Annotated in this window: 11 protein-coding genes and 1 riboswitch; of the genes, 9 read left to right on the top strand and 2 right to left on the bottom strand. The window is 68.0% G+C overall.

The genetic code is table 11. From position 1 onward, the window contains the following. Positions 1–240: 240 nt before the first annotated feature. Complete coding sequence (locus BJ970_RS02700; protein ID WP_184723243.1) at positions 241–600, bottom strand: hypothetical protein; 360 nt, start codon at positions 598–600, stop codon at positions 241–243. Between the two features lie 187 nt (positions 601–787). Between BJ970_RS02700 and BJ970_RS02695 the strand changes: the two genes are divergently transcribed. The 8 genes from BJ970_RS02695 to BJ970_RS02660 all read left to right on the top strand — a co-directional run bounded on the left by BJ970_RS02695 (position 788) and on the right by BJ970_RS02660 (position 10,088). Continuing rightward, positions 788–1,549: a GntR family transcriptional regulator gene (locus BJ970_RS02695; protein WP_184723240.1), complete on the top strand. Its 762-nt coding sequence runs from the start codon at positions 788–790 to the stop codon at positions 1,547–1,549. A 1,086-nt stretch (positions 1,550–2,635) separates the two neighbouring features. Further along, on the top strand, positions 2,636–3,511 hold the full coding sequence (locus BJ970_RS02690) for a YihY/virulence factor BrkB family protein (protein ID WP_312864075.1): 876 nt from the start codon (positions 2,636–2,638) through the stop codon (positions 3,509–3,511). Between the two features lie 212 nt (positions 3,512–3,723). Next, on the top strand, positions 3,724–4,689 hold the full coding sequence (locus tag BJ970_RS02685) for an alpha/beta hydrolase (RefSeq protein ID WP_184723234.1): 966 nt from the start codon (positions 3,724–3,726) through the stop codon (positions 4,687–4,689). Between the two features lie 213 nt (positions 4,690–4,902). Further along, positions 4,903–5,301, top strand: coding sequence for a ribosome silencing factor (rsfS, locus tag BJ970_RS02680; protein WP_184723231.1), 399 nt, complete (start codon positions 4,903–4,905; stop codon positions 5,299–5,301). Beyond that, complete coding sequence (locus BJ970_RS02675) at positions 5,298–5,918, top strand: histidine phosphatase family protein (protein ID WP_184723228.1); 621 nt, start codon at positions 5,298–5,300, stop codon at positions 5,916–5,918. The genes rsfS and BJ970_RS02675 overlap by 4 nt, the downstream gene beginning before the upstream one ends. Positions 5,919–5,952: 34 nt before the next feature. Then, positions 5,953–6,813, top strand: a complete 861-nt coding sequence (locus BJ970_RS02670; protein ID WP_184723225.1) for a DegV family protein — start codon at positions 5,953–5,955, stop codon at positions 6,811–6,813. Between the two features lie 123 nt (positions 6,814–6,936). Then, positions 6,937–7,737 (top strand): ComEA family DNA-binding protein, encoded by an 801-nt coding sequence (locus BJ970_RS02665; RefSeq protein WP_184723222.1) that lies wholly within the window; start codon positions 6,937–6,939, stop codon positions 7,735–7,737. After that, entirely contained in the window at positions 7,734–10,088 is a 2,355-nt protein-coding gene (locus BJ970_RS02660) for a DNA internalization-related competence protein ComEC/Rec2 (protein WP_184723218.1), read from the top strand. Before BJ970_RS02665 ends, BJ970_RS02660 begins: the two co-directional genes overlap by 4 nt. A gap of 116 nt (positions 10,089–10,204) precedes the next feature. Here the strand turns inward: BJ970_RS02660 and thrC are convergent, their stop codons facing one another. Further along, positions 10,205–11,473: a threonine synthase gene (gene thrC / locus BJ970_RS02655; protein ID WP_184723215.1), complete on the bottom strand. Its 1,269-nt coding sequence runs from the start codon at positions 11,471–11,473 to the stop codon at positions 10,205–10,207. 12 nt (positions 11,474–11,485) lie between these two features. Next, positions 11,486–11,615, bottom strand: a riboswitch (SAM riboswitch). Between the two features lie 96 nt (positions 11,616–11,711). Here thrC and holA point away from each other — a divergent pair. Next, complete coding sequence (gene holA / locus BJ970_RS02650) at positions 11,712–12,698, top strand: DNA polymerase III subunit delta (RefSeq protein ID WP_184723212.1); 987 nt, start codon at positions 11,712–11,714, stop codon at positions 12,696–12,698. Positions 12,699–12,733 lie beyond the last annotated feature (35 nt).

Genomic DNA, 12,733 nt, shown 5'->3' with positions numbered 1-12,733 from the left:
GCAACAATTCACGCCGAAAAAGGGCATAGCTCGGCCCACTATGGAGTTCTCAAAGAACAAACAGCCGAATGGCTTAAAAGAATTCAGTCGGATTCGGTTTCCGACGGATCAAGCGCGTACTCGACCACCGAGAGGTTCACCCGGCCGTCACCTTCGCAGGCCTCGCAGTCCGGGCCCCAGTGATCGGGACAGTCCCCGGGCTCGGGGTCAGGCCAGCGAAACGTGTGCTGCCACAACATCTCAGGCCGCTGGGGTCAAGCCGTTGGCCTTGAACGAGATCCCCGACGAGTACCGCCCCTTACGCTCGGTCTGCCACGGGCTCACCGTCGCGTCCACCAGCTGGACGTAGGTGCCCTCCTCGAACCCCTCACCCGGGTCCGCCGTCAGGGTCACCTTGATTTCCTCGCCCTTCTCGGCGTACTCGCCCGGCTGCGCCTTCCGCTTCGCGAACAGCGACACCACGAACTGCTGCACACCCTGACGATCCGTGACCGGCTCCACCTGACCCGTGTCCTCGTTCTCTCGCATCTTCATCGCCGGAGCCTCAGTGATCATCAGCTTGTAACCCTGCATATTCGCCGGAATGTTCTTCAGAGCCATCACTACCTCCGTGGAGATCGACCATCGTTGTCCGAAGTCAGCTGCCGTTCAACTGGCTTGAGCCAGTGCCGATAGGTCATTTCTACTGGCTTGAGCCAGTGAAGTCAAGTGGCTTGAGCCAGTATCACTCGACTGGCTCAAGCCACCACGTGTAACCTGCGGATATGAACAGAGCTAAGGAGGAGGAGTGACGACCAAAGAGGAACCGCCCAGCAGGGCCCTTGCGACGCAGCTACGGGCAAAGATCCAGCGAGGCGACTACGCCCCCGGGGAGAAGTTGCCATCGGAACGAACGCTCGCTGCGGAGTACGGCATTGCCCGGAACACCGCCGCCGAAGCGGTTCGGCTACTCGCCGAGGAAGGCTTGGTGACCCGCCAGCACGGGAAGGGGAACTTCGTTAGGGGTGAACAGGCACTTATCAGGCTTGGGAGTGACCGGTACTCCCCCAAGTACAGGGAGTCAGGGCTGTCGCCGTTCCTACTTGAGTGTGAGAAGCAGGGCAAAGTCGGCCGCTTTGAAGTCCTGTCTGTCGAGAAGATCCGCAGCCCGGAATGGGTAGCCGACGAACTCGGGGTAGAGAACGGCAGCAACGTTCTAGAGCGGGAGAACGTCTTTTGGGCGAGCGACGACCCCGTGTATCGAGTGACGACCTACGTGCCCTGGGGTATCGCGAAGGGGAGCGGACTTCTCCGAGACGAGATTCCACACAAGTACGGCATCCACGGAATCTTCGAAGACAAGGGCTATGTCATGGCACGCATCCGTGAGTCAGTCAAGACTCGAATGCCCACCCCAGAAGAAGCTGAGCACCTACAACTGCCGTCAGGCGTACCCGTGCTCGAAGTTGTCCACACAAGCCTCACCGCTGAACAAACGGCCTACGAGGTCACCAGGTTTGTGATGCGCGGAGACATGAGTGGTCTGCTGTACAACATGCCGGTCGAGTAGCCAGACCCAAACCCGCGTGTTCAGAGTTTCTTTTCTTCATCAAGGGCGGCCCCTGCGGGGCCGCCTGCCTGCTGTTTCCCTGGCCGGGCCAGCGGGGCCGCAGGGGCCCGGCCGCAAGCGGCCACCCTGCGCCCCGCGGCCCGGCCGGACGGGAAGGCAGGCGGCCCCGCGCCGCAGAAGGGGCGCGTTGAAGCGCAAAGAGATGTCCTCGCCGGACTGGCGGGCCAAGGAGCCGTCGCGAGAGCACTGGGTCGCCTGGGCAAGGTCAAAAAACGGTACTGGGCACGTCGCCGAGCTGGTCGCCTTACCACTCCAGCAGGAACCGAGCCGTCACCTGCCGAACGGGGTTGCCCGCTTGTGGTCCCGATCAGGCAGCCCAGTCGACAAGATCCCCCCGGCGGGGAAAGGAGCCAGGTCGACGGGGTGAAGGCAGCGGCACTCCCTTGCTGGGGGAGGCAAGAGCCGCCCGGTACAAATTCGGTACATGTGAGCACGTCGACCACCCGAAAACGACGACAAACGACGGCAGGCATTGTGCCTGGTCACGGCGCATTTGAGCCCCGTCGATGCTGGTCAGAGGATTTCGACGTGCACTTCATCACCAAGCGCGGCCTCTACCGCGAGACGACCCCGGAATGGGGTCCGTAGCAGGCATCGTTGCACAGGGCTGCCCCACAGCGCCCACCGCTGCTGCTGGTGGTGCCGTCGTGTTCGGCGATCTGCGTCGTGGCGGTGCTGGCCCAGACAGATTGCATAGGGTCGCCCGATTTTCGGCACCCGCAGGGTGCTGGAGTGTGGGCGGGCGGTGGGGCGCGTTGTCGATCCCGCCTCTGGGTATTCGATGCTCAGGCCGACCCGCGGCATGCACTGCCGGTTCGGCGCTCGGAGCCGGCTCCCCGCGGAGGCGGTGACCGGGCGTGATGAGCGGCGAGTCGTCGCGGGTAGAAGCACCACATGTGGTGCGGATCGGAGCCCGCCATGAGTGAGCACACCCGCGACTGCACGTCCGGGACTCGCCGCCGGAATGCGTTGAAGATTCCGGTGCAACGGGTGGACAGCTTCCAGCAGCGCCACCGATCGTTGGGCGTGACGGTGGCCGTGTTCCGCAAGTTCGGCGAAGATCGGTCCGCGAACTTGGCGAGTATGCTCGCTTTTTGGGCGTTCTTCTCGATCTTTCCCCTGCTTTTGGTGCTGGTCACGCTGCTTGGCTTCCTGCTGCCGGTCAGCATGAAAGACCGGGTGCTCAGCAGTGCGGCGACGATGTTGCCGCTGCTGGACCCCGCAACCGTGCAGGGTCTCAGCGGCGCCTGGTGGGCGCTGATCCTTGGTGTGGTCACTGCGCTGTGGAGCGGTCTGAGGGTGGTTCGCGTCGCCCAAGCCGCGCTCAACTCGGTCTGGGGATTGCCGTTCGCTCGGCATCCCACGATCGTCCAGCAGATCGTGCGCGGTGTGGCCATGCTGGCCACCGTCGGCGTGGGCCTGGTGGTGAGCACCCTGGTCAACGGATACGTCTCCGGCGCTGCGGCGGGGATCGATCTGGGCTGGTTTGGTCGCCTGCTCGGCTATTTGATCGCGATCATCCTGGACCTGGGGCTGTTCGTGGCTGCGTTTCGGCTTCTCACCCACCGGCAGGTCACCACCCGCGATGTCCTGCCCGGCGCGGCGCTGTGCGGGGTCCTGTTCTTTGTGCTGCAAACCGCTTCGTCGTTGATTATCAGCCGGTTCTTGCACACTGCTCAAAGCACCTATGGCCCCTTTGCCACCGTGATCACCATGCTGTGGTGGTTCTATCTGCAAAGCGTCATCACCCTGCTGGGCGCACAGCTCAACGTGGTGCTCAAGGAACGTCTGCACCCTCGCGCACTGGTCGCCGCCCCACAGACCGATGCCGACCGCCGTGCCTACAGCGCCTATGCCCAGGTACGCACCTACCACCACGACGACGAGGGCTTTCGCTCGTAGTCGGACCCGCCGTGGACTAGGTCACCCCGGTGGCGCGGTATGTACCGATTCCGCCCCGTCCGTGATCGCAGTGAGGACGAACAGCGCACCACACCGACGACCTCCAGCACCTCGATCAGGCCGAAGGTTTCCTGCCCCTAGATCGCCTCGGCAGTGGCCGGGGCGGCTTGTTCGGGAGGAGAATGTCAGAACGTCGGCAAGGGGGTGGCCGCGTGCACTTTGATCCTGAACTGGCAGCAGCCCTGCCCGCGCTGCCCAACTTGCACATCCAGGACCTCGCCCAAGCTCGCGCCCGGATGCGGCAGCTGGCCGCGGGCGGGGAACGGCCCCCACCGGACGAGGTCATCATGACCGACCATGCGGTCCCTGGTGCCGACGGCAACTCCGTGCCAGTCAGGGTTTGCAAGCCGCCCGACGCCACCGGCCCACTGCCCGCTCTGCTCCTGCTGCACGGTGGCGGATTCGTGATGGGCGACGTGGAAGCGGTCACCGCGCAGGCGGCGGACCTGTGTAACCAGGTGCCGACGGTCGTCGTAGGCGTCGACTACCGGCTGGCCCCCGAGCATCCGTATCCGGCTGCCCTGCAAGACTGCGAGGCCACGCTGCGCTGGATCGCTTCCGAAAGCGAGGCGCTCGGCGTCGACACCGCACGAATCGGCGTGTACGGGATGAGCGCCGGCGGTGGCCTCGCCGCGGCACTCACCCTGCTCATCCGCGACCGTGGCGGACCGCCGCTGTGCTTCCAGCTGCTTGACGCACCCGAGGTTGATGACCGGCTGGACACGACCTCGATGCGCACGCTCGGCGACACCCCGCTGTGGAACCATGCCGACGCGGTACTGAGCTGGCGGCACTACCTGACGGGCGGTGAAGGGCTGACTGGCGGTGAAGGGCTGACCGGCCGTGAAGGGACGGTTCCTCCCTATGCGGCACCGGCGCGTGCCAGCGATCTCTCCGGTCTCCCTCCGGCGTACGTGTCGGTCTACGAGAACGATCCGCTGCGCGACGAGGGGTTGGCCTATGCGTCCGACCTGCTCAATGCCGGGGTGTCGGTCGAGCTTCACCTGTTCCCAGGCACCTTTCACCGATCGGCCATCATCACGAGCGCGGCCGTATCCCGGCGACAGGCGGCCGAAATCCTCGACGCGCTGCGCCGTGGACTGAACCCCGTCGCATAACGGTCCATCACTCCGGAATGCCTCTCGCGGCAACGACTTTCGGGGGCGGGGAAGTCCTGGCCGGCTTCAGCGCGTTGAAGTCGGCCACGTTCTTCGGGCATAACTGACGCCGGGGTCCAATGGCCGTGGAGGCGGGCCGGGCCCCGTGCCGGACGGGCTGGCTATCCTCTACTCGGCGTGGGCCGCACACCGGGCCTACCCGAGAGGAGTGACGTGGCAGCCACCGAGAACGCCCGCCGGCTGGCTCTGATCGCGGCGCAGGCCGCGGCGGACAAGAAGGCCACCGATGTGGTCCTGCTGGATGTCTCCGAGCAGTTGGTCATCACCGACTGCTTCCTGATCGCCTCGGCGCCCAACGAACGGCAGGTCGAGGCGATCGTCGACGCGGTCGAGGAGAAACTGCGCGCGAACGGCACCAAGCCGGTGCGCCGGGAGGGCGCGCGCGAGGGCCGGTGGGTCCTGTTGGACTTCGTCGACGTCGTGGTCCACGTGCAGCATTCCGAAGAGAGGGCGTTCTACCAGCTGGAACGGCTGTGGAAGGACTGCCCGCGGATCGAGTTCGAGGACAAGAACGCTCCCGCCGCGGCCGATTCGCCGGACGCGGACTTGTGAGCCTGGACCGGCTGGTGCTCTGGCGGCACGGGGAGACCGACTACAACGCGGCGGGCCGCCTCCAGGGGCATCTCGACAGCGCGCTGACCAAGACCGGCCATGAGCAGGCCAGGCGGGCGGCACCGGCGATCGCCCGGTTCGCCCCGGACCTCGCGGTCAGCTCGGACCTGAGCCGGGCGCGTACGACCGCGGCGGCCTTCGCCGAGGTCAGCGGTGCCTCGGTGCGATTGGACAAGCGGCTGCGCGAGACGCATCTGGGGGAGTGGCAGGGCCTCAGCGGACCTGAGGTCGAGCACGGCTGGCCCGGGGCCATGAGCACCTGGCGGGCGAACCCGAGGTGGGCGCCGCCGGGAGGAGAGTCCCGCGTCGAGGTCGCCGAGCGCGCGTTAGAGGTCGTAGCGGAACTCGACCACCAGCAGCAGGGCACGGTGCTGCTGTGCGCGCACGGCGGCCTGATCACCGGGTTGACCGCCAAGCTGCTCGGCTTGCCGCCGGACCTGTGGCCGGGGCTGGGCGGCGTCGGCAACTGCAACTGGGTGGAGCTCAGGCGGCGCAGCAGCAGCGATCACCGCTGGCGGCTGATGGCTTACAACGCCGGGGTACTGGCCGAGGGCTGATCGCTTTGCGACGGTGACGTCGTAGGGTTGCGGCGTGCCCATTGCAGTCGTCACCGACTCGACGGCGTACCTGCCGGCGGGATACGCCGAGACCTACGCGGTGCGGACCGTCCCGCTGCACGTCAGCTTGGATGGGGCCGCCGCGATCGACGAGACCGATTTCGGTCCCGGCGATCTAGCGCACGCCTTCGATCGCAAGCACCGGGTCACCACTGCCGGTGCGACGCCGGAGGAATTGGCGCGGGCCTACCGCGACGCGCTGGACGCCGGTGCCGACGGCGTGGTGGCGGTGCACCTGTCCCGGCAGCTATCCGGCACGTGGGACGCGGCGCGGCTGGCCGCGCGGGAAGTCGATCCCGCACTGGTTCGGGTGGTCGATTCCCGCTCCACCGCGATGGGGCTTGGGTTCTCCGTGCTCGCTGCGGCCGAGGCGGCCAAGTCGGGGGCCGAACTGGCGGAGGTGGAACGCATTGCGGTATCGACCGCCGAGCGCACGACGACACTATTCTCCGTGCAAACCTTGGAATACCTGCGGCGTGGCGGGCGGATCGGCACCGCCGCTGCGGTCTTGGGCACGGCGTTGGCGATAAAGCCCCTGCTGCACGTCCACGACGGGCGGATCGACGCGCTGGAGAAGGTGCGCACGACCACCCGGGCGATGGCTCGGTTGTTGGAGATTTCGTTGCGCTCGGCCGGGTCCGGGTCAGCCGCGATCGCGGTGCACCACCTGGCCGCACCGGAGCGTGCCGAGCAGCTTGCCGTGCGGATCCGGGCAGGGCTGGGGGACTCGGTGGATTGCGTTGCTTCGGAGGTCGGCGCGGTCATCGGCGCGCACATCGGGCCGGGCGCGGTGGGTGTCGTGGTGCTCCCGAACGGGTGGCGTTCGGGCGCCTGAAAACCTTTCGGCGGGCGGATTCCACACCTTCGAGCTGAATCCGGTCGGACTTTCCTCCACAGTGTCCTGATCGACGAAAAATAAAGCTGCGAAACGAGTTTCCACTGCCGTACCGTCGACTTCATGTTCGACACCAAAGGTTTCCGTTCCGGCACGGTCGAATCCGACGAAGCGCTCGACCCGCGAAGCAGGCTGCGAACGCTGCGGCGACATGCTTCCTACGACGACCCGGCGGAGCGCGCCGGATCGAATTATTCGGTGCAGCCACCGGATCCCGGCTCGGGTTCGTCCTGGCGGCGACTCGCCGAGCGGTGGCTTCCCGAGTCCCTGCTTCGGTCCAGAGTGGACCCTGGCCGGGTTGGTGTGCTCGCGCTCGCCCTGGTGGCTTTCGTGGTTCTGGTCGGCGTTGGCATCGGGGCGTGGGCGGGTCAGCCCACGGCCGAACCTGCGCCGCCGCCGATCTCGCCGCCCCCGATCTCGCCGCTGGCACCGGCCACGACGCGGGCGCCACCGGAGCTCGTGGTCAGTGTCGTCGGCCGGGTGGCTCGCCCGGGTCTGGTCACCGTGTCGCCGGGCGACCGGGTGGCCGATGCGGTCGAGTCCGCGGGTGGTCCGCTGCCGGACACCGATCTGACGGGGCTGAACCTGGCCCGTCGATTGGTCGACGGCGAACAGCTCTACGTCGCCGTCTCGCCGCCACCGCAGGCGTCGCCGGGCCAGCCCGGGGGCGACGGAAAAGTCGATCTCAACACCGCGACAGTGGAGCAACTCGATGAACTACCCGGCGTCGGCAAGGTCACCGCCAAGCGAATCGTGCAGTGGCGCGACGAACACGGCCGGTTCGATTCGGTGGAGCAGTTGCGGGAAATCGACGGCATCGGAGAGTCCCGGTTCGCCCGGCTGCGGGAGGTGGTGCGGGTGTGACCGCGAGCCTCGATCTTCGCCTGGCACCGGCCGCGCTCGCGGTTTGGGTCGTGACGTTGACCGGTCTGCTGGCGGGTTGGCTTCCGGCTGCGGTCTTGGCACTGCTCGCGATGCCGGCCGCGATCTTGGCGTGGAAGGCGGCGCGCGTCCGGCCGTTCGCCAGGGCAGCGCTGGTTGTCCTGCTGCTGGCGGGTGTCGCGGCGACCGGAATCGCGGTGCGGGCTTACGGCGTAGCGCACCATCCAGTGCGGTTGGCCGCCGATCATGGCGAGCGGGCGACGCTGCGGGTGACGTTGACGAGCGCACCAACCCCGTTGCGTGGCGCGTCATTCGGCACTCGACGAGCAGCAGACAGATCGCTGGTCCATGCGGAGTTGCAGGCCGCCGAGGTGGCCGGGCGCCGAGTGCGGGCCGACGGTGCGGTGGTGCTGCTGGTCCCTACTGCGGCATGGCGGAATCTCATTGCGGGGCAGCAGTTGACCGCGACCGGCAAGGCGGCTCCGCCGCGTGCCGGGGAGCTCACGGTCGCCGCGCTCCAGGTGTTGGGCCCGCCGGCTGACGTCGTGGCTGCGCCGGGTTGGCAGCGTGTGGCCGAGGATCTGCGTGTCGGCCTTCGTCAGGTGTCCGCGGATGTGCTCAGCCCGGCCGCGGCGGGCCTGCTGCCGGGGCTGGTGGTCGGCGACACCGGAAAGCTGCCCCCGGAAGTCGAGCAGGACTTCAAAACCGCTGGCTTGTCACACCTGACGGCGGTATCGGGTGCCAATCTCGCGATCGTGTGCGGCGCGGTGCTGATGTTGCTGCATCTGGCCGGTGCCGGTCCGGTCATCTCGGCCATCGGTGCCGGCGCGGCACTTATCGGCTTCGTCGTCTTGGCGGGTCCGGAACCGAGCGTGTTGCGTGCGGCGGTGATGGGTGCGATCACGTTGCTGGCACTGGTCCTGGGCAGACAGCGGTCGGCGTTGCCGGTGCTGTCGGCGAGCGTGATCGGTCTGCTGCTGCTCGAACCGGACCTGGCGACGAGCGCTGGGTTCGCGCTGTCGGTCGCGGCCACCGCCGGTCTGGTGCTGCTGGCTCCGGCGTGGTCGGCGGCGTTGCGAGCCAGGGGCGTGCCGATCGGGGTGGCGGAAGCGATTGCGGTCCCGTTGGCGGCGCATGTCGTCACCGCACCGTTGATCGCGGCCCTCTCCGGCGCGGTCAGTCTGGTAGCGGTCCCGGCGAACATGCTGGCCGACCCCGTTGTCGCACCGGCGACGGTGTTCGGCGTGCTGGCTACCGTGACGGCACCGGCGTCGACCTGGGTGGCCGGTGTGTTCGGTTGGCTGGCGGCACCGGAACTGGAATGGGTCCTGCTGGTAGCGGATCGGGCCGCGGCGGTTCCCGGCGCGGAGTTCGACTGGCCGTCGGGCACCGTCGGCGGGGTGCTGCTTGCGGTGCTCGTGGTGGTTGGGCTGATCACCTTGCGCAGCAAGCGGATTCGCTGGGTGGTTGCGGTGGCGGTGTTGCTCGCGGTGCTCGTGCTGGTGCCGGTGCGCAGTATGCTGCCGGGCTGGCCGACTCCGGGGTGGAGCCTGGTCGCCTGCGACGTCGGGCAGGGTGATGGTCTGGTGCTGGCCACCGGCCGCCCGGGTGAGGCGGTGGTGGTCGATGCCGGACCGGATCCGCAGCGGGCTGCGGAATGCCTGCACCGCTTGGGCATTCGCCGAGTCCCGCTGGCCGTACTGACCCACCTGCATGCCGACCATGTCAGCGGACTCGCCGCGCTGATGGGGAAGATCCCCGTTGACGCGGTCGCGATCGGCCCGCTGCGGGAACCGGCCTGGGCGCTGGACGAGGTCGTGCGGGACGCTCGCGCGCACCGGGTTCCGGTCGTGCCGATGTCGTCGGGGCAGCACGCGGCCTGGCCGGGACTGGTGCTCGATGTGCTGGGCCCGGATCCGGCGCTGGCCCGCACCCAGTCGGCTGACGACGCCAACGATGCGTCGATTGTGTTGCTGGCGACTACCCCGGCCGGGCGGGTCCTGCTCACCGGCGATGTCGAACTGCCTGGGCAAGGGCGGCTAATGTCGTCCGGTGCGGATCTGCGAGCCGACGTGCTCAAGGTCCCGCACCACGGATCCCGCTACACCACACCGCGTTTCCTGCAAGCGGTGCGTCCCCGACTAGCCGTGATCAGCGTCGGCGCCGGTAACAGCTACGGCCACCCGAGTCCGTTAGTTGTCGACCACCTCACCCGCGCGGGCACGAAAGTGCTGCGCACAGACCGGGAAGGAGACATCGCCATCCTGCCGGGGCCGCATGGCCCCCGCTTCGTCTCCCGAGGTGACCCGCTGCGGCCGAGCGGTAGGCGCTGAGGCAAAGACCGGTGGCGGGATCGAGATCGTCGTTCGTGACGAAACGAGCGGCGCCATCGTCGTGGCGTGGCGCCGCTCGTCTTCGATCAGGATGGCTGGGGCCCCTGTAACCGGGCTCAGAGACCCAGGGCTTGGTTGACCGCTTCGGTGGTCGGGGCGACGGTGGCCTTTGGGCCGATCTGGTCCTGCACCGCGTCCAGGGTCTTCAGTCCGTCACCGGTGATCAGCAGCACTGTTTCGGCGTCCGGGTCGATCTTCCCGGTCTCGATGAGCTTCTTCGCCGTGGCCACGGTGACCCCGCCGGCGGTCTCGGCGAAGATGCCCTCGGTGCGGGCCAGCAGTCGGATGCCCTCGCGGACCTCGTCGTCGCTGACGTCCTCGATCGCACCGCCGGTCTTGCGCACGATGTCCAGCACGTACGGGCCGTCGGCCGGGGCGCCGATGGCCAGCGAGCGGGCGATGGTGTCCGGCCGCACCGGCTGGACCACGTCGTGGCCGTTCTTGTACGCCGTCGACACCGGGGAGCAGCCGGTGGCCTGCGCGCCGAAGATCCGCACCGGGCTCGGCTCCACCAGACCGACCTGGCCCAACTCGTTGAATCCCTTGTAGACCTTGGTCAGCTGCGCGCCGGAGGCGATGGGCACCACGATCTGCTCGGGTTTGCGCCAACCGAGCTGCTCGGCGACCTCGAAGGCCAGCGTCTTGGAGCCTTCGGAGTAGTAGGGGCGCACGTTGACGTTGACGAACGCCCAGTCCTCGTGCTCCGAGGCGAGCTCGGTGGCCAGCCGGTTCACGTCGTCGTAGTTGCCGTCGACGGCCAGCAGCGATCCGTCGTAGACCGCGCTCATCAGGATCTTGGCCCGTTCCAAGGTTTTGGGCACCAGCACCACCGAGTCCCAGCCGGCGCGGGCCGCCGCGGCGGCCACTGCGTTGGCGAGGTTGCCGGTCGACGGGCAGGCCAACACCCTGAATCCGAACTCGCGGGCGGCGGCCAGCGCCACCGCGACGACGCGGTCCTTGAACGAGTGGGTGGGGTTGCCGGTGTCGTCCTTGACCCAGATTCGCTTGACGCCCAACGCCTTCGCGAGCTTGTCGGCCCGGATCAGCCGGGTACAGCCCGGCTCGGTGTTCGGGTGTTCTTCGACGTTGGAGGGAACCGGGAGCAGCTGCTTGTAGCGCCAGATGGAGCGCGGCCCGGATTCGATGTCCTCGCGACGGATGCGGCCGAAGTCGTAGGCGACCTCAAGCGGGGAGAAGTCTTCCAGCGAGACGAACTCGGGGGCCAGCGGCTGCCGGTGCCCCTCTTCCTTGGACACTAGTTCGACGGCATTTCCCAGGTCGAACGCCTTGTTCGCGGGGGTCTGGGCGTGGGCAGCAGCAGTCATCGCGAGGTCCTCTCCTCATCTGTCCCGCGGACGGGTCGGAATTGGCACCGCTTTCGTCAGAGACCTCGCGTCGCGCACGATTCGCTGACGAACGGTTGCCGGGGCTTCGTCGGGCCGTTCCCTCTGCCCCTCTGGATGAGCTATGCAGTTGTGTCGGCAACGCTAGTGGACCGTGCCAGGTTCTGGCCAGCGCGATCCAGATGGCGGGACCGTCACGGGGGCGTGCGACGATGCATGCATGAGCGCACCGGCCGTGGTTCCCGATCCGCTGCATCTGGTTCTCGGCGATGAAGAACTGCTGGTGGAACGCGCGCTGTGGGCCGCGGTCGGGGCGGCCCGCGCCGCTGATCCGGAAGCCGAACTGCGCCGGGTGAAGGTGAGCGAACTCACCCCGCCTGAGCTGGCCGAACTGCTCAGCCCGTCGCTGTTCGCGGAGGGTCGGGTGCTCGCCGTGGAGTCCGCGCAGGATGTCGGCAAGGAGATCGCCGAAGCCTTGCTTACGCACGCCCGGCAACCGGCGGACGGGGTCACGCTCGTCATCGTGCACAGCGGCGGCGGCCGGTCCAAGCACGCCAAGGAACTGCCCAATGCGCTACGCAAACTCGGCGCGCGGGTCACCGAGTGCAACAAGATCACCAAGCCTGCCGAGCGGGAGGCCTTCGTCCGCGACGAGGTGCGCCGGGCCGGTGGCAAGACCGATGCAGCCGGAGTGGCCGCGCTGCTCGAAACGGTCGGCTCGGACCTGCGCGAGTTGTCGTCGGCCGCGGCGCAGCTGGTCGCCGACACCGGCGGCAAGGTCGACGAGACGGCGGTGCGCCGCTACCACCGCGGCCGGGCCGAGGTGACCGGCTTCGCGGTCGCGGAGAAGGCGGTGACCGGGGACCGGGCCGCCGCCTTGGAGGCGCTGCGGTGGGCGGTGCAGCTCGGCGTCCCGCACGTGCTGATCGCCGACGCCCTCGCGGACTCGGTCCGCACCATCGGCCGGGTGGCCGCCGCCGGTGGTCGAAACGATCCGTTCCGGCTGGCCGGTGAGCTGGGCATGCCCGCTTGGAAGGTGAAGAAGGCGCTGGCGCAGTCCCGGGGCTGGAACCCGACGAGCCTCGCCGAAGCTCTCCAGGCGGTCGCCGAGGTCAACGCCGGGGTCAAGGGCATGGCCGCCGACGCCACCTACGCCCTGGAACGCACCGTCCTGCGCCTCGTGGAGCTGCGCAACCAACGCTCCTGACCCTCGCGGTTCATAGCCGCTAGCGGTTTCAAGAG

Source organism: Saccharopolyspora phatthalungensis, from assembly GCF_014203395.1.
GTDB lineage: Bacteria > Actinomycetota > Actinomycetes > Mycobacteriales > Pseudonocardiaceae > Saccharopolyspora > Saccharopolyspora phatthalungensis.
The sequence above is the reverse complement of the archived record's forward strand: the minus strand, read 5'-3'. Positions and strand labels throughout refer to the sequence as shown.